The organism is Sphingomonas hylomeconis, from assembly GCF_025370105.1.
GTDB lineage: Bacteria > Pseudomonadota > Alphaproteobacteria > Sphingomonadales > Sphingomonadaceae > Sphingomonas > Sphingomonas hylomeconis.
On sequence record NZ_JANQBK010000011.1, the window covers coordinates 77,059 to 92,831 of the forward strand.

General features: G+C 69.9%; 14 protein-coding genes and 1 other annotated feature. Of the genes, 7 read left to right on the plus strand and 7 right to left on the minus strand.

Annotated elements, in window-relative coordinates; translation table 11 throughout:
- Window positions 1–18 precede the first annotated feature (18 nt).
- Window positions 19–1,572, plus strand: coding sequence for a 1-hydroxycarotenoid 3,4-desaturase CrtD (gene crtD / locus NV401_RS13210; RefSeq protein WP_261294903.1), 1,554 nt, complete (start codon window positions 19–21; stop codon window positions 1,570–1,572).
- Window positions 1,473–2,405: a hydratase gene (locus tag NV401_RS13215; protein ID WP_315369508.1), complete on the plus strand. Its 933-nt coding sequence runs from the start codon at window positions 1,473–1,475 to the stop codon at window positions 2,403–2,405. The genes crtD and NV401_RS13215 overlap by 100 nt, the downstream gene beginning before the upstream one ends.
- Here NV401_RS13215 and NV401_RS13220 read toward each other — a convergent pair.
- The 4 genes from NV401_RS13220 to NV401_RS13235 are packed head-to-tail and all read right to left on the minus strand — an operon-like array spanning window position 2,352 to window position 6,053.
- Window positions 2,352–2,537, minus strand: coding sequence for a hypothetical protein (locus NV401_RS13220; RefSeq protein ID WP_261294904.1), 186 nt, complete (start codon window positions 2,535–2,537; stop codon window positions 2,352–2,354). The genes NV401_RS13215 and NV401_RS13220 overlap by 54 nt on opposite strands.
- Window positions 2,534–3,415 (minus strand): alpha/beta fold hydrolase BchO, encoded by an 882-nt coding sequence (gene bchO, locus NV401_RS13225; protein WP_261294905.1) that lies wholly within the window; start codon window positions 3,413–3,415, stop codon window positions 2,534–2,536. Before bchO ends, NV401_RS13220 begins: the two co-directional genes overlap by 4 nt.
- Window positions 3,412–5,091 (minus strand): magnesium chelatase subunit D, encoded by a 1,680-nt coding sequence (locus tag NV401_RS13230; protein WP_261294906.1) that lies wholly within the window; start codon window positions 5,089–5,091, stop codon window positions 3,412–3,414. The genes bchO and NV401_RS13230 overlap by 4 nt, the downstream gene beginning before the upstream one ends.
- Window positions 5,088–6,053 carry an ATP-binding protein gene (locus NV401_RS13235; RefSeq protein WP_261294907.1) on the minus strand — a complete coding sequence of 322 codons (966 nt, stop codon included), beginning with the start codon at window positions 6,051–6,053 and terminating at the stop codon, window positions 5,088–5,090. The genes NV401_RS13230 and NV401_RS13235 overlap by 4 nt, the downstream gene beginning before the upstream one ends.
- Window positions 6,054–6,101: 48 nt before the next feature.
- On the opposite strand from NV401_RS13235, the gene NV401_RS13240 reads away from it, so the two are divergent.
- Complete coding sequence (locus tag NV401_RS13240) at window positions 6,102–6,572, plus strand: TspO/MBR family protein (RefSeq protein ID WP_380816665.1); 471 nt, start codon at window positions 6,102–6,104, stop codon at window positions 6,570–6,572.
- Window positions 6,573–6,655: 83 nt separating this feature from the next.
- Window positions 6,656–7,453: a DUF2189 domain-containing protein gene (locus NV401_RS13245; RefSeq protein ID WP_261294909.1), complete on the plus strand. Its 798-nt coding sequence runs from the start codon at window positions 6,656–6,658 to the stop codon at window positions 7,451–7,453.
- Window positions 7,454–7,496: 43 nt separating this feature from the next.
- On the opposite strand, the gene NV401_RS13250 is transcribed toward NV401_RS13245, so the two are convergent.
- Complete coding sequence (locus tag NV401_RS13250) at window positions 7,497–8,318, minus strand: glycoside hydrolase family 16 protein (protein ID WP_261294910.1); 822 nt, start codon at window positions 8,316–8,318, stop codon at window positions 7,497–7,499.
- A complete protein-coding gene (locus NV401_RS13255) occupies window positions 8,315–9,628 on the minus strand; it encodes a sugar MFS transporter (protein WP_261294911.1) in 1,314 nt (437 codons plus the stop codon). Before NV401_RS13255 ends, NV401_RS13250 begins: the two co-directional genes overlap by 4 nt.
- A 170-nt stretch (window positions 9,629–9,798) precedes the next feature.
- Between NV401_RS13255 and NV401_RS13260 the strand changes: the two genes are divergently transcribed.
- The 3 genes from NV401_RS13260 to NV401_RS13270 all read left to right on the plus strand — a co-directional run bounded on the left by NV401_RS13260 (window position 9,799) and on the right by NV401_RS13270 (window position 13,372).
- Window positions 9,799–10,416 (plus strand): TetR/AcrR family transcriptional regulator, encoded by a 618-nt coding sequence (locus NV401_RS13260; RefSeq protein WP_261294912.1) that lies wholly within the window; start codon window positions 9,799–9,801, stop codon window positions 10,414–10,416.
- A gap of 52 nt (window positions 10,417–10,468) precedes the next feature.
- Window positions 10,469–10,524 (plus strand) — a sequence feature (sul1 is cis-regulatory element that is thought to sense ions involved in sulfur or methionine metabolism; They are found in Alphaproteobacteria).
- Between the two features lie 72 nt (window positions 10,525–10,596).
- Window positions 10,597–12,063 (plus strand): SulP family inorganic anion transporter, encoded by a 1,467-nt coding sequence (locus NV401_RS13265; RefSeq protein WP_261294913.1) that lies wholly within the window; start codon window positions 10,597–10,599, stop codon window positions 12,061–12,063.
- Window positions 12,064–12,082: 19 nt separating this feature from the next.
- A complete protein-coding gene (locus NV401_RS13270) occupies window positions 12,083–13,372 on the plus strand; it encodes an MFS transporter (RefSeq protein ID WP_261294914.1) in 1,290 nt (429 codons plus the stop codon).
- Here NV401_RS13270 and NV401_RS13275 read toward each other — a convergent pair.
- Complete coding sequence (locus tag NV401_RS13275) at window positions 13,359–15,647, minus strand: glycoside hydrolase family 3 N-terminal domain-containing protein (RefSeq protein WP_261294915.1); 2,289 nt, start codon at window positions 15,645–15,647, stop codon at window positions 13,359–13,361. The two genes, NV401_RS13270 and NV401_RS13275, sit on opposite strands and share 14 nt — an antisense overlap.
- Window positions 15,648–15,773 lie beyond the last annotated feature (126 nt).

The window sequence follows — 15,773 nt, forward strand, 5'->3', positions numbered from 1 at the left end:
GTCAATCGGAGGATGCCGATGGCGGATGCGGGCGTGGTGGTGATCGGGGCGGGGATCGGTGGGCTGGTCAGCGCCGCACTGCTTGCCGCACAGGGCGAGGAGGTGACCGTGATCGAGGCGCAGCCCGGCCCGGGCGGCAAGCTGCGCGCGCTGACCGTCGACGGCGCGGCGATCGATGCGGGGCCGACCGTGTTCACGCTGCGCGCCGTGTTCGAGGAAGTCTTCGCCGCCTGTGGCGACTCGCTCGATCGCCACCTGACGATGCGCCCGGCCACAACGCTGGCGCGCCATGCCTGGGGCAGCGCGACACTCGACCTGTTCGCCGATCCCGCGGCCAGCGAGTCGGCGATCGGCGACCTCGCCGGCGCGGCCGAGGCGCGCGGCTATCGCGCCTTCCGGGCCGAGGCGAAGCGGCTGTTCGAGGCGCTCGACCAGCCGTTCCTGCGCCATACCAAGCCCGATCCGCTGACGCTCGGCTGGCGGATGGGCGCGCGCGGCTTTGCCGATTATTGCACGCTCAGGCCCTATACGTCGCTGTGGCACGCGCTTGGCAACTATTTTCGCGATCCCAGGCTCAGGCAGTTGTTCGGGCGCTACGCGACCTATTGCGGCTCCTCGCCGCTGCACTGCCCCGCCACGCTGATGCTGATTGCGCATGTCGAGGCGAGCGGCGTGTGGCTGATCGATGGCGGGATGCATCGCCTGGCAGGCGCGCTGGAACAGCTCGGCCGGCACAACGGCGTGCAGTTTAGCTATGGCTCGCCGGTACGCACGATCCTGGTCGACCATGGCGGCGCCGCCGGCGTCGAACTGGCCGGCGGCGAGCGCATCGCCGCGTCGGCCGTGATCTGCAACGCCGATCCCACCGCGCTCGCCGACGGCCGCTTCGGCGGCGCGGCGCGTGCGGCCGTCTCCGCGGCCCCGCCGGCGCGCCGCTCGCTCGGCGCGCTGGTATGGACCGGGCATGCCAAGGCGACCGGCTTTCGGCTCGCGCGGCACAACGTGTTCTTCTCGCCCGATTATCCGACCGAGTTCGCCGCGCTCGCCGCCGGCCGGCTCGCCGCGCAGCCCAGCGTCTATCTCTGCGCGCAGGACCGCGACGATCACGGCGCCGCTCCCGCCGCGCCCGAACGCGTGCAGATCATCGTCAACGCGCCGCCGATCGGGGACGGCGCCGGCTTCACCCAACAGGAGATGGCGTCATGTACGAAGCGGATGCTGGACATGGTTTCGCGGGCGGGGCTGTCGCTCGCGCTGGCGCCGTCGACGGTGCTGACGACGCCCGCCGACTTCGAGACGCTGTGTCCCTCGACGGGTGGAGCCCTTTATGGACCGGCCTCGCACGGGTGGGCGGCCTCCTTCCGCCGGCAGGGCAGCCGGACGCGGATCCCTGGGCTCTACTGCGCGGGCGGGAGCACGCACCCCGGCGCGGGCGTCCCGATGGCGGCGCTTTCCGGCCGACTAGCCGTCGATTGCCTGCGCAGGGACCGCGCTTCGACGTTCGTGTCGATGCCGGGGGCTATGCCTGGTGGTATATCGACGCGACCAGCGATGACGGCGCCCACGGCCTGACGATCATCGCCTTTGTCGGCAGTGTCTTTTCCCCATATTACAAGCTCAGCGGGCGGCGGACCCCCGAGAACCACTGCGCGATCAACGTCGCGCTCACCGGGCCGCGCGGTTCGGCCTGGGCCATGACCGAGCGGCCGGCGCATCGGATGCAGCGCGATGCCGATCATTTCCAGGTCGGCCCGAGCGGCCTGCACTGGGATGGCGACACGCTGGTGATCGACATCGCCGAGATATCCGCGCCGTTGCCGTATAAGGTGCGCGGCACGGTGCGCGTCCGGCCGGCGATGATTGGCACCACCGCCTTCGCGCTCGATCCCGCCGGGCGGCACCGCTGGCATCCGGTCGCGCCGCGCGCACGGGTCGAGGTCGAGATGACGCATCCAAACCTGCGCTGGTCGGGCCCGGGCTATTTCGACTCGAATTTCGGCGACGAGCCGCTGGAAGACGGGTTCGACGACTGGCACTGGTCGCGCGCGCACCTCAAGAACGACGTTGCCGTCCTGTACGAAGGGCGGCGGCGCGACGGGACGCCGTTCGATCTCGCGCTCAAATTCGATGCCCAGGGCCGCTGGCACGATGTGGTCCAGCCCGCGCCGGCCATGCTGCCGCGCACCGGCTGGCGGATCAAACGCGCGACACGGGCCGATGCCGGCCATGCGGCGCGGGTGATCAAGACCTGGATCGACGCGCCCTTCTATGCGCGCTCGGCGCTGGCCACGCGCTTGTTCGGCGAGGATGTCCGCGCCGTGCACGAGAGTCTCGCGCTCGGGCGCTTCCGCTCACCGATCGTCCAGTCGATGCTCCCCTATCGTATGCCCAGAGCGATCTGGTGACGGGCGTTCCGGTGCATCGCGCGCGCGATCCTTGGCGATCTCGCGATGGACCGAGACGAGCTGCCACAGGCAGAAGAGGATCACCGGGACGCCGGCAATCGCCAGATCGAACAGGCCCAGATAGTCTTTCATCTCCGCTCCCCGATGAAGTCCCGGATCAGCGCGACAATCTCTGCCGGTCGCTCCTCGTGCGCAAGATGACCCAGACCGGCGAGCATCTTAAGCCGGCCATTGACGACCAGCGCTGCGGCCGCGGACGCGGTCGACGGCGGGATCGCGGCATCCGCGTCGCCGTGGATCAGCAGCAGCGGGGTGTGCAGCCGCGGCAGATCGCGTTCGAGCGCGGCCAAATTCCAATCGGCCATCATACCGAGCGCGCCGGCGCAATGCGCCGAGGTGGCGAACAGGCGCGCATAGCAGCGCACGCCTTCGGCATCGATCCGCGATCCGGTGCTGCGCTGGAGAAAACGGGCGGCTTCGCCCGGCGTACGCGCGAGCCGGGCGAAAAAGTGCGATGCGAACGGATTGGCGAACAGAGCGCGGGCGAGCGTCGGGAACAGCTGGGCGGCGAGCCCGGGAAACGGCAGCAAGGCGGCGCTCAGCCCGACGATCGCGTCGGGTGTCGCCATACCATCGAGCGTCAGGCGGAGGGCGAGCGCCGCGCCGGCGGAATGGCCGACGATCACCGTTGGCGCGAATTGCATCGTGCGCAGCAGATCGGCGATCGCACGCGCCATCGCCGGCATCGACAGGCCACCGATCGGGCGGCCGGTCGTGAAGCCGTGGCCGGGCAGGTCGATCGCCACGACGCGGTACTGCGTGGCGAGCAGCGGCGCGATGCCGCGCCAGCTATGCGTCGCAGCGCCGGTGCCGTGGAGCAGCAGCATGACCGGCGCGTCCTCCGGCCCGAAGGTCTGGACATGCCAGCGCAACCGGCCGGCCGCGACGAAACGGCTGTGCGCGCGATGCGGCCAGTCGCGCCCGTCGACCGACCAGAGCGGTGCGCTCATCGCGGCTGCACCGCGCGCACCGCGGCGTGCATCGTCGCGGCATCGGCGCGCGGCAGCGGCAAGTAGCGCGCGCGCATCGCCGTTGCCAGCGCCGCGCCTTCCGGGCCGGGCCGGGCCGAGATGTCGAGGAACGCCGCCTGGACGCCCCCGGCGCCGATCGCCTTTGCTGCCGCCATCGCGTCCGCCACCGCGGCCGCGCGCACTGCGCGGCCATCGGCAGCGATATTGGCGCGCCCGTCGGTCAGCACCACGAGGAACGGCGTGCGCCCACGCGCCCGCGCAGCCTCGGCGAGTTGCTGCGCGGCGCGCAAGCCGGCGGCGAGCGGCGTCCCGCCACCGCCGGGCAGTTCGGCGAGCGCTCGCCTAGCGCGCACCAGCGAGCGCGTCGGCGGCAGCAGCAGTTCCGCGGTCGTGCCGCGAAACGCGATCAGCGCGACCTGCGCGCGCTTCACATAGGCCTCGGCCAGCAACAGCTCGACCGCGCCCTTCGCCTCCGCCAGCCGCGCCAGCGCGGACGAGCCCGAGGCATCGACCGCGAAGATCGTCACTGCCTCGGCGCGCGTCTCGAAGCGGCGGATGCGCAGATCGTCGCGCCGGATCGCCACGCGCCCCGCGGCGCCGCGCAGTTTCTGCCACGGCGCGGCGGCGCGCAGCGTGTCGATCAGCGCGAGCCGGCGCCCGCCGCCCGGCAGCCCGGCGCGCGCGCCCATCGGTCGCCCGCGCGCGCCCGATTTGCGCCGCTCCCCCGCGCCATGCGCAGTGGTGGCGCGACGGTCACGAGCGGTGCCGGCGGCGATCCGCGCGAGCACATCCTTGGGCAAGGCAGCGAGCGTAGCGGCGAGCACGACGTCCTCGAGGGCAGCGGGGCTGCCCTGCTCCTGCTCGCCGGCATAGTCTTGCGGTGGTGGTGGCGGCGGTTCGGCCGGCGCTTCTTCTGCCGTGGGAAGGCGTGTCGCACGCGGCGCGAGGACGAGCCGGGCGGCGAGGAGGATATCCTGTTCGGCGATCGCCGCGCGCCCATCCAGCCGCGCCGCCGCCCGCGCCGCCCGCAGCGCAAAGAGCGGCGCCCGCGCCGTGTCGATGCCCAGCGCCACGGCGATGGCGACCAACGCCGTTACGACCTCCCCGTCATCCCGAATTTGGTCGGGGGTCCAGGACTCCTCCGGCGCCGCCGCCTGGGGGACTTCGGCTCCCGGACCATGGCCGGAATGACGGTCGTGGGAAAGGTCGATCCAGAATGCCAGCCGCTCCATCAGCGCAGCAGGCGACCGCTCCTCCGCCTCGATCCCGTCGTCCAGCGCCACCGTCACGAAGCGCGCATCGCCATCGATCGCCGCCGCCAGCCGCCCCGCCATTGCGTCCGACAATCGCTCCGCCATCGGCACGATCACCGCGCCGCCATCCGCCTCGGCCAACAGCCCCGCGCGCGACACGGCCGCCCCCCGCGCCAGCGTCGCCGCCAGATCGATCCCGCCGAGCAGCCGCTCATCGTCGATATGCACCGGCATGCGCTTCACCGACGCCCAGCCGGGCAGCCCCGTGCGCAGTTCGGCAAGGACGAGATCCCGCGCCTCCCCGCCACCGCGCAGGATCATGCCCCCCAGCCCCGGATCCACCGCGCACAGGCGCGCGGCGAGCAGCGCATCGGCGAGGCGTTCCTCGCCGACCGCGCTCACGCCGCCAGTTCCTCCAGCGCGCGTTCGATCCGCGCCGTCGAGCCCGTCTCATCGAGCACGGCGCGCCGCAACCGGTGCCGCAGCGCGAGCGGCGCGACCGCGGAGATCTGCGCCGCGCTGACCACCGCGATGCCGTCCAGCGCCGCCAACGCGCGCGCCGCACGCATCAGCGTGAGTTCGCCGCGCAAGCCATCCGCGCCGACCGCGATGCACAGCCGTGAGGCAAAGCCGAGCACCGCGTCCGGCATCACCACGCCGGCCAGCGCCGCGCGTCCGCGCGCAATGCGCCGCACTGTCGCCCGTTCCGCCCGCCCCCACATCTCGGCAAACCCCGCCGGGTCGCGCTCGAACGCGTCGCAGCGTTTCAATATCTCGACCCGCTGCGCCAGATCCTGCGGCGTGCGCACCTCGACCGACAGGCCGAACCGGTCGAGCAGTTGCGGCCTGAGCTCGCCTTCCTCCGGGTTGCCGCTGCCGACCAGCACGAAGCGCGCCGGATGGCGCACGCTCAGCCCCTCGCGCTCGACCACATTCTCGCCCGAGGCAGCGACGTCGAGCAGCAGATCGACGATATGATCCTCGAGCAGATTGACCTCGTCGATATAGAGGAACCCGCCATTGGCGCGCGCCAGCAGCCCGGGCTCGAACGCCTTGACCCCCGCCCCCAGCGCGCGCTCCAGATCGAGCGCGCCGACCACGCGATCCTCGGTCGCGCCTAGGGGCAGATCGACGAACGGCACCGGCACCTTGCCCTTGCGCACCGTGCCGTCCTGATAGCCGGCGTCAGCCGCCGCGATCGGCGGCAGCAGCGCGGCCAGCGCGCGCACCGCGGTCGATTTGCCGGTGCCGCGGTCGCCGAACACCATCACCCCACCGATCCGCGCATCTACCGCTGCGATCAGTAACGCGCGCTTCATCTCGTCCTGGCCGACGATCGCCGAAAAGGGGAAGGACACCCGCATCGCCAATGTGTAACACGCTCTTGACACTCGACAAGATGGACAATGCACATGTGGATACCGATCGCCGTAGCCGGAGGCACAGCGCTGCTGCTCGGCGCGCTGGGCGGGCTGATGACGCCGATCGGGCCGTGGTATCGCGACCTCCGCAAGCCCCGGCTGCAGCCGCCCAACTGGCTGTTCGGCCCGGCCTGGACGGTGATCCTCGCACTTGCCGCCTGGTCGGCCGTGCTCGCCTGGGGCGCCGCGCCGGACGATGCGGCGCACACCCGCGTGATCATCCTGTTCGCGGTCAACGCTGTGTGCCACGCCTTGTGGAGCCCGCTCTTCTTCCGCGCGCGCCGGCCCGATTGGGCGCTGGTCGAGGTCGTCTTCCTCTGGGCCTCGCTGGTCGCCCTGGTCGTCGGGCTGTGGCCGATTTCGCCCACTGCCAGCCTGCTGATCCTGCCCTATCTGTTGTGGGTCAGCTTCGCCGCCTGGCTCAACAGCGCGATCGTGCGGCTCAACCGGCCGTTTGCCTGACGCGAATTGGCAGCGAGGACGGATCGGCGTATAGTGGCGCCACATAAAAAGGAAGATCGCACGCATTCACCCGGAGAGAGATCATGGCCACGCTTCAGCACACCGCCTATACCGCCGACACGGAACTCCCCGAGATCCGCAAGATCAGCGTCAGCGACCTGAACTGGGCCCTGGCCGAAGGGTGGAAGGACTTTCTCGACAAGCGCGGCGACCTGATCGTCATCGGCCTGCTCTATCCTATCATCTGCCTGGTCGCCGCGGTGGTGACGTTCAACGATCCGCTGCTACCGCTATTCTTCCCGCTCGTCGCCGGCCTGTCGATCCTCGGCCCCGCCGCCGCCTCGGGCTTCTACGAACTGGCGCGGCGCCGCGAGGAAGGGCGGGATTCGAGCTGGTGGCATTTCCTCGATCCGCTCAACGGCCGCAGCCGCCTGCCGCTGGCGATGCTCACCGGCGGGCTGGCTGCGCTGATGGTCGGCTGGCTGGTCGTCGCCTATGCGATCTACGACCTCACCTTCGGGGCGACCGCGCCGCTGCAGATCGGCGATGTGTTCGGGCGGCTGTTCACCACCGAGGCGGGCTGGACGCTGATCGTGCTCGGCAATCTCGCCGGCGCGCCGTTCGCCATCGCCACGCTGGTGTTCGCGCTGGTGTCGTTCCCAATGGTGGTCGATCGCCCGGTCGAGGCCGGGCTCGCGGTGCGCACGTCGCTTGCCGCGGCCCGCAAGAATCCGCGCGAAGTGTTCGGCTGGGGCTGGCGCGTCGCCGGCCTGCTGCTGCTCGGGCTGCTGCCGGCGGCGATCGGCCTGGCGGTGGTCCTGCCATGGCTCGGCTATGCCACCTGGCATCTCTACACCCGGCTGGTGGTCCGCACCGCGTAGCGCGTCGGCGGCAGCCCGCGCCCCGGCGGGCCGCCGCACATGCTCAGGGCGTATCCCAGATGCGCACGTAATCCACGTCCATCCGCTGCGGCAGCGCGGCATCGTCGATGCCCTTGGCGCCGCCCCAGTCGCCGCCGATCGCCAGGTTGAGGATCAGGCGGAAATCCTTGTCGAACGGCCAGGCGCCCTGGCCGCCCGGCTGATCGTTGCGCACGCGCATATAGGCGCGATCGTCGACGCCGATGGTGATCGCATCGGCGCGCCAGTCGAGCTGGTAGCGATGAAAGGCGGTGCAGGCGGTCGGCACGGTGACCTGCGCGCCGCGCTGCGTGCCCTTCACATGGTTGAACAAGCCGCTGTGCAGCGTCCCGTGCACCACATTGGCGTCGTGCCCGACCATTTCCATGATGTCGATCTCGCCCTGTTCGGGCCAGGTGCCGCCATCGGGCAGCATCCAGATCGCCGGCCAGGTGCCGCGCGCGCACGGCAGCTTGGCGCGGATTTCGTAGAAGCCGTAGCGCGAGGCGCGGGTCGCGACCAGCTTGGCCGAGCTATAGCCCTGCCCGCCCCAGTCGGGCAGCGTCGACAGCGCCTCGCGGCGCGCCTCGATCACCAGCGCGCCGCGCTCCAGCCGCGTGTTCTCGGGCCGCGCCTTGGCGTAATATTGCTTCTCGTGATTGAACCAGCCGGTCTTGTTGTGCTTCGTGTCGAACTGCCATTTCGCGGGGTCGACCGCCTTGCCGTCGAACTCGTCGGCCCAGCGCGGCGCGCCGGTCGGCGCGGCCATCGGCGCATCGACCGCGACATTGGTCGCGCCCAGCGTCTGCGCCTGCAGCAGCGCGACGAGCAGCACCGCGGCGCTCATGCGCCCAGCTCCGGCGCCGGGCGCCGCGCATACCAGCCATAGCATGCGATGATCGCGTAACAGGCCGCCGGCAGCACCAGCGCGAAGGCCAGGCTGCCGCTCACATCGGCAAGATGCCCGGTCAGCGGCGGCACGATCGCGCCGCCGACGATCGCGGTGGCGATCACCCCCGATCCCTCCGCCGCGCGCGGGCCGAGCCCTTCGCTCGCCAGGCTGAAGATCGTCGGGAACATGATCGAGTTCATCAGCCCGATGCTCAGCAGCGCATAGCCGGCAAGCGTCCCGGTCGAATTGGCCGAGAGCAGGATCAATGCGATCGCGCCGATCGCCACCGCGCTCAGCACCTTGCCCGGGGATAGCACGCGCAGCGCGAACGCACCGATGAACCGGCCGATCAGCGCGCCGCCCCAATATAGGAACACATGCTTGCCCGCGGCCTGCTCGCCCAGGCCCAGCACGTCGGCCTGCATCAAATAGTTGACGATCAGCGAGCCGATCGCGACTTCGGCGCCGACATAGAGGAAGATGCACAGCGCGCCGATGCCGAAGCGCGGCCGCCGCAGCAGGCCGAACGCGTGGAAGATGCTGCCGGTCTGCTCCTGCTTGACCTGCAGCCGGTTGCGCTTCGTCCACACCACCGCGGCGACAATCAGCAGCGCGACCGCCAGCCCGAGATAGGTGTTCACCACGACCTGCGTTTCTGCCGCGCGATAGGCGTCGAGTGCGGCACCGCTGAGCGACGCGGCATCAACCGTGGCGAGGCTGCCAAGGATCACGATCGATCCGACATAGGGAAAGATCGTCGTGCCGAGCGAATTGAACGCCTGTGCGAAGGTCAGCCGGCTGTGCGCCGTCTGCGGCTTGCCGAGCAGCGAGATCAGCGGGTTGGACACGACCTGGACGATGGTGATGCCCGCCGCGAGCACGAACAGCGCGAACAGGAACAGGCCGAACGTCGCCGAGGAGGACGCGGGAATGAACAGCAGGCAGCCCGCCGTCATCGTCACCAGCCCGATCGCTGCGCCGCGCATATAGCCGAAGCGCCGGACGATCGCCGCGCCCGGGATCGAGACTAGGAAATAGGCCGCGAAGAACGCCGACTGGACCAGCATCGCCTGGAAATAGCTGAGCGTGAACAGGTCCTTGAGCTTCGGGATGATCACGTCGTTGAGACTGGTGATGCCGCCGAAGATGAAGAACAGGGCGAACACGAAGACGCGCAGGTCCGGCGCGTCGATATGGCCGGCATCGGCCGTGCCGGGCAGCGGATCGCTGCTGCTGGTTATGCCCGGCGCGGGTGTGAAGGCCATGACGTTTCTCCTGGTCGCGCGATCCCATTGCCCCGGATCGCCTTTGAGTCGTTTTGCCCATACAGGCTTTATCGATCGTCGCCATATCCGTGCGCATCGATCCGCATTTATTGACATCGACCGCGCCGGCGCGGCGATGTACGTGGCCACCGGGTTCAAGAGGATTTGCCATGTCGATCGAGCGGGCCGCGCCGCGCCCCCGTCCCCAGCAGGAACGGTCGCAACAGACCTATGAGCTGCTGCTCAACGTCGCCGGCGAGCTGCTGGCGGAGGTCGGCATCGACCGTATCTCGACCAACATGATCTGCGCGCGTGCAGGCATGACCCCGCCCGCTTTGTACCGCTATTTCGACGACAAATATGCCGTGCTCGAGGCGCTGGGCGGGCGGCTGATGGCACGGCAGAACGCGGTGCTGGACGCCTGGCTGGCACGGTACGAACCGGGCGGCGTCGCCTCGCTCAAGGGCAATATCGAGGAATTGCTGCGCGATACCGCTGCGGTCACCGCGAGCGAGCCCGGCGCGGTATGGATCCTGCGCGCGCTGCACGCCTCGCCGCGGCTGGTGCATGTCCGCGTCGCGTCGCACCGGCTGGTCACCGATCGGCTGACCGATGCCTATCTTCGCCACCTGCCCGGGGTCGATCGCGATCAGCTGTGGCGGCGGCTGCGCATCTCGGTCGAGATCGGCTTCGCAGTCGATGAAATGCTGCAGGAGGAAGAGCGCGTCTCGGCCGACCTCGCGTTTCGCAATGCCGCGCGGATGCTGCAGGCCGATCTGGAGGACTGACGCGCTTGCCGCTTGTGCCGGCGCGCCGCGCGCGCTAGGGGGCCGGCATTCGCCAGGACCCGGTGCAATTCCGGGTGGCTCTTCCGGCCGCCAATCCGCCGGACAACGCATGTCGCAGTACCGATTCCCGCCGCGCTCGAATGCCGGCGCGCCTGCGACTGTTGCGGACACTTAATTCACATGAACACTGCAATTTCTCGTTATGCGCACGAATGGTTCAGCGGCGCCGCCGCCGCGCGCCGCGACGTACTCGCCGGCATGGTCGGCACGTTCGCGCTGATCCCCGAAGTCATCGCCTTCTCCTTCGTCGCCGGCATCGATCCCGAAGTCGGCCTGTTCGCCTCGTTCGTGATCGGCATCGTCATCGCGTTCGCCGGCGGGCGCCCGGCGATGATCTCGGGCGCCGCCGGCTCGGTCGCCTTGGTCGCCGCCGCACTGGTCCACAGCCACGGCCTGTCCTACCTGCTTGCCGCGACGATCCTCGCCGGCCTGTTGCAGATCGTGTTCGGGCTGCTCAAGCTCGACGTGCTGATGCGCTTCGTCTCGCAATCGGTGCGTACCGGCTTCGTCAACGCGCTCGCCATCCTGATCTTCTCGGCACAGGTGCCGCAGATGCTCGACGTCACGTGGCACACCTATGCGATGATCGCGCTGGGCCTGGCGATCATCTATCTGCTGCCGCGCCTCACCACCACCATCCCCTCCCCCCTGATCTGCATCCTGGTGCTGACCGTCGTTGGCATCGCCTTCCCGATGCCGATCGCCACCGTCGCCGATCTTGGCCGCCTGCCTGCATCTTTGCCCGCCTTCGCGCTTCCCCAAATCCCGTTCGCCTGGGAAACGCTGCGCATCATCGCTCCCTACGCGCTCGCCATGGCGGCGGTCGGATTGCTCGAATCGATGATGACCGCGCGCGTCGTCGACGATCTAACCGACACGACCAGTTCCAAGGCACGCGAATGCACCGGCCTCGGCCTCGCCAATATCGCCGCCGGGCTGTTCGGCGGGATCGCCGGCTGCGGCATGGTCGGGCAGACCGTCGGCAATGTCCGCTATGGCGGGCGCGGCCGGATCTCGACACTCGTCGCTGGCGTGTTCCTGCTCGTGGTGATGGTGCCGCTGCGGCCGTGGGTCGCGCAGGTGCCGGTCGCGGCGCTGGTCGCGATCATGATCATGGTCTCGATCAGCACCTTCTCCTGGTCCTCGCTCAGCGATCTGGCGCGCCACCCCAAAGTGTCCGGCGTGGTGATGCTGGCGACCGTCGCGGTCACCGTCGCGACGCATGATCTGTCCGCCGGCGTGTGCGTCGGCGTGCTGCTCAGCGGCGTGTTCTTCGCCTTCAAGGTGACCCGCCTGATGGACGTGACGAGCAGCTACGACGCCGCCAGCGACACGCGGACCTATACCGTCACCGGGCAGATCTTCTTCGCCAGCGCGGAGATCTTCGCCGATCGCTTCGATCTGCGCGATACCGCCGGACGCGTGCGCATCGATCTGAGCGCGGCGCATCTGTGGGACATCACCGCAGTCGGCGCGCTCGATGACGTGGTGACGCGCATGCGCCGCCACGGTATCGCGGTCGAGACGATCGGGCTCAACCGCGCCAGCGCGGTGCTGGTCGATCGCCACGCGCCCGGCATCGGCTAGGCGCGCGCGGGGAGACGGCATGGTAACAGGGCTGCCGCATCGACGCGCGACCGGATCGCTGGTGCTGTTCGCCTCGGGTGACTTCGCCTTCAACCTGTTCTGGCAGAGCATCAGCCTGTACCTGCTGTTCTTCTATATCGACGTGCTGGCGCTGCCACCGCTCGTCGCCGGGCTGGTGTTCATGGCGGGCACCGTGTGGGACGGGATCGCCGACCTGATTGCCGGCGCGGTCGCCGAGCGCACGCGCCTGTCGTATCGCCGGCTGGTCGGCTGGGGCGCGCTGCCGCTGGGCCTCGCCTTTGTCGCCATGTTTGCCGTGCCGATGCATGCGGCGGTTTGGGTGCTGCTCGCGCAGATGCTGTGCCGCACGCTCTACGCTTTCACCAACATTCCCTATTCGGCCTGGACCACCCGGCTGAGCGATGCGCCGGAGGTCCGCACGCTGCTGGCGGGCCTGCGCATGATGTTCGGCGCCGCCGCTGCCGCGCTGGTCGCGCTCGGCCTGCCCGTGCTGGCAGCGCGCTATGGCTATCCCGGCGCGGCCGCGGTGCTGGCGATGCTGGGCGTGCCGCTGCTCGTGCTGGTTGCACGCAGGGTGCCCGAGCCGCAGCGCGCGCGCACCGGCGCGCCCGCCTCGCTTGCCGGCCAGTTGCGCGCACTGCTGCGCAATCGCGCCTTCGTCACACTCAACATCGCCGCGGCATCGGGCGGCGCGGCGGCGGCGCTGCTCGGGCAATCGGTGCCCTATTATTACCGCTACGTCGTCGCCGATCCTGCCGGCGGGCCGCATGCGCTGGCCGCGATGGGCGTGGCAAGTGCCGTGATCCTGCCGCTATGGACCCTACTCGCCACGCGCATCGGCGCGCGCGCGGCGTGGCTGATCGCAGCGCTGATCGGCCTGATCGCCCTCGGCCTGTTCGCCTGGCAACCGCTCGAGGCGGCCCGAGCCGCGCTCGCGCTGCTGGTCGTGACCAGCATCGCCTTTGCCGGGTTCAACCTCGCCGCCTGGGCGCTGCTGCCCGCTACGGTCGATTGGGGCGGCGCGCAGCGCGGCGTGCGGGTCGAGGCGCTGGCCTTCGGCGCCTTTGCCTTCGTGCAGAAGATCGCGCTGGCGATCGGCGGCCTGGCGATCGGCGCGGTCTACGACGCGAGCGGGTTCGTCGCCGGCGCCGCCCAGGCACCGGCGGTGGCGGCGACGATCCGCTGGCTGATGCTCGGCGGGCCGGCACTGCTGATCGCGCTCTCGCTGGCGGCAATGCTGGCCCATCCGTTACGCCGCCACACGCTGGCGGAACTCAGGCGAGCGTGAACTCGCCGGCGACGCCCTCCGCCTGCGCCGAGGGGGCGATCCACACGCGGAACCGGCCGGGCTCGACCGTCGGCTGCAGATCGCGCCCGACGAACAGCAGATCCGCCCGGCGCACGGTGAAGCGCACGACCTGCGACTGACCGGGCTTGAGCGCGACCTTGCGGAACGCCTTCAGCTCGCGCACCGGGCGGGTGATGCTCGCCGTCACGTCCTGGACGTAGAGCTGCACCACCTCCTCGGCCGCCCGCGTGCCACTGTTGGTCACCGTCGCCGAGAGTGTCAGCATGCCATCCGCCGCCAGTTGCCCGCCGCCCAGATCGAGCGCGCCATAGCTGATCTTGCCGTAGGTCAGCCCGTGCCCGAACGGGAACAGCGCGTCGTTGGCGAATTCGCGGTAATGCGCCTTGTATTCGGTCAGCGGCCCGGGGCCATTCGGCCGGCCGGTGCTTTTGTGCGCATAATGATAGGGCTGCTGCCCGGTGGCGTGCGGGAAGCTGACCGGCAGGCGCGCCGAGGGCGCCATGATGCCGAACAGCACGTCGGCGATCGAGCGCCCCGCTTCGGATCCCAGGAACCAGGTGACCAGGATCGCCGGCGCGTCGAGCACCGGCCCCGACAGCGCCAGGCCGCGCCCGGTGGAGAGCAGGACGACGACCGGCTTGCCGGTGGCGATCACCGCCGCGGCGAGCGCCTGCTGCGCCGCCGGCACGACGATGTCGCTGCGGCTCTGCGCCTCGCCCGACATGCGCTGGCTCTCGCCGATCGCCAGCACCACCACGTCCGCGGCCTGCGCCGCCGCCACCGCCGCATCGATCCCGCCCGGCAGCGGCGCATCGATCCCCGACCCGTCGGTCGCCGTGACCATCGCGGCATCCTTCACCGCCTCGCGCACGCCGGTGAGCAGATCGACCGCCTCGGCATCGGTGCCATAGACGTTCCACGGCCCGACCAGATCGTGCTGCCCCTGCGCGAACGGCCCGATCAGCGCGATGCGTTTGCCCGATCGCGCCAGCGGCAGCAGATCGCCGTCATTCTTGAGCATGACGATCGACTTGGACCCGGCTTCGCGCGCCAGCGCCAGCAATGCCTTGGTGCGTACCTGCGTCTTTTCACGTCGCGCATCGATGCGCCGGAACGGATCATCGAACAGGCCGAGCGCGACCTTCAGCGCGAGCACGCGGCGCACCGCTTGATCGAGCCGCGCCATCGGCACCTCGCCCTTGGCGACCAGATCGGGCAGATGCTTGATATAGAAGCCGGACTGCATGCTCATGTCGACGCCGGCAAGGAAGGCGAGCCGCGTCGCTTCGCGCGCATCGGCGGCGAAGCCGTGCGCGATCAATTCCTCGTCCCCGGTATAATCGGACACGACCAGTCCGTCGAACTTCCATTCGTCGTGCAGTACCTCGGTCAGCAGCCACGGATTGGCCGTCGCCGGGACGCCGGCAATCTCGTTGAACGAGGCCATCACGGTCGGCACACCGGCCGTGAGCGCGGCCTGGAACGGCGGAAAATAGACATCGCGCAGCGTGCGTTCGGACACGTCGACGCTGTTGTAATCGAGCCCCGCCTCGCCCGCGCCATAGGCGGCGAAATGCTTGGCGCAGGCCGCCACCGCGTCCGGCGCGGCCAGCCCCTTGCTGCCCTGGAAGCCGCGCACGCGCGCATCCGCCATCAGCCGGCCGAGCAGCACGTCCTCGCCCGCGCCCTCGACGCCGCGGCCCCAGCGCTGGTCGCGCGCAATGTCGACCATCGGCGCGAAGGTCCAGTCGATCCCCGAGGCCGCCGCCTCGGCGCCGGCGGCGCGCGCGGTGCGGCGCGCGAGATCGAGATCGAAGCTGCCCGCCTCGGCCAACGGCACCGGAAAGACGGTGCGGAAACCGTGGATGATGTCGGCAGCGAACAGCAGCGGCACCTTTAGCCGCGCCTCGCGCATCGCCACGGTCTGCATGCGCTTGGCCATCACCGCGCCGTTGCCGTTGAACACGCCGGTGAGCCGCCCGCGCCGCGCTTCCTCGAGCTGGCCGTCGAAATTGGCAGCGGCGCCCGCCGGGTTGAGCGCGGTCGCAGCGCCACCGGCCCAGGCCGCGGCCATCAGCGTGAGCTGACCGGCTTTTTCCTGCACCGTCATCTGCGCGATCAGCGATTCGACCCCGGCCGGCAACGCGCCATGCCCGACCGCCCCCAGCAAGGCGCGCGCCGGCGATGCGGCCCAGGCCGCCATGGCGCCCGCGCCGAGCAGAATGGCGCGTCTCGATGGGGGCCGCTGATGCATTCAATTTCTCCTTAGTCGCGATCGTACTGACATCGATCAACAATCTGTTGAATAGGCTTGTAGTTTGCTGTAACCGGTTACAGCAACAAAAAACGATCCGGCTGCGGCCGGGCGGCACGCCATGTG

What these genes read in the sequence shown, in the direction of transcription:
- crtD (WP_261294903.1), top strand. Translation starts at nt 19, where the DNA reads ATGGCGGATGCGGGCGTGGTGGTGATCGGGGCGGGGATCGGTGGGCTG.
- NV401_RS13220 (WP_261294904.1), bottom strand. Translation starts at nt 2,537, where the DNA reads ATGAAAGACTATCTGGGCCTGTTCGATCTGGCGATTGCCGGCGTCCCG.
- bchO (WP_261294905.1), bottom strand. Translation starts at nt 3,415, where the DNA reads ATGAGCGCACCGCTCTGGTCGGTCGACGGGCGCGACTGGCCGCATCGC.
- NV401_RS13235 (WP_261294907.1), bottom strand. Translation starts at nt 6,053, where the DNA reads ATGCGGGTGTCCTTCCCCTTTTCGGCGATCGTCGGCCAGGACGAGATG.
- NV401_RS13240 (WP_380816665.1), top strand. Translation starts at nt 6,102, where the DNA reads ATGTGGATACCGATCGCCGTAGCCGGAGGCACAGCGCTGCTGCTCGGC.
- NV401_RS13245 (WP_261294909.1), top strand. Translation starts at nt 6,656, where the DNA reads ATGGCCACGCTTCAGCACACCGCCTATACCGCCGACACGGAACTCCCC.
- NV401_RS13250 (WP_261294910.1), bottom strand. Translation starts at nt 8,318, where the DNA reads ATGAGCGCCGCGGTGCTGCTCGTCGCGCTGCTGCAGGCGCAGACGCTG.
- NV401_RS13255 (WP_261294911.1), bottom strand. Translation starts at nt 9,628, where the DNA reads ATGGCCTTCACACCCGCGCCGGGCATAACCAGCAGCAGCGATCCGCTG.
- NV401_RS13260 (WP_261294912.1), top strand. Translation starts at nt 9,799, where the DNA reads ATGTCGATCGAGCGGGCCGCGCCGCGCCCCCGTCCCCAGCAGGAACGG.
- NV401_RS13265 (WP_261294913.1), top strand. Translation starts at nt 10,597, where the DNA reads ATGAACACTGCAATTTCTCGTTATGCGCACGAATGGTTCAGCGGCGCC.
- NV401_RS13270 (WP_261294914.1), top strand. Translation starts at nt 12,083, where the DNA reads ATGGTAACAGGGCTGCCGCATCGACGCGCGACCGGATCGCTGGTGCTG.
- NV401_RS13275 (WP_261294915.1), bottom strand. Translation starts at nt 15,647, where the DNA reads ATGCATCAGCGGCCCCCATCGAGACGCGCCATTCTGCTCGGCGCGGGC.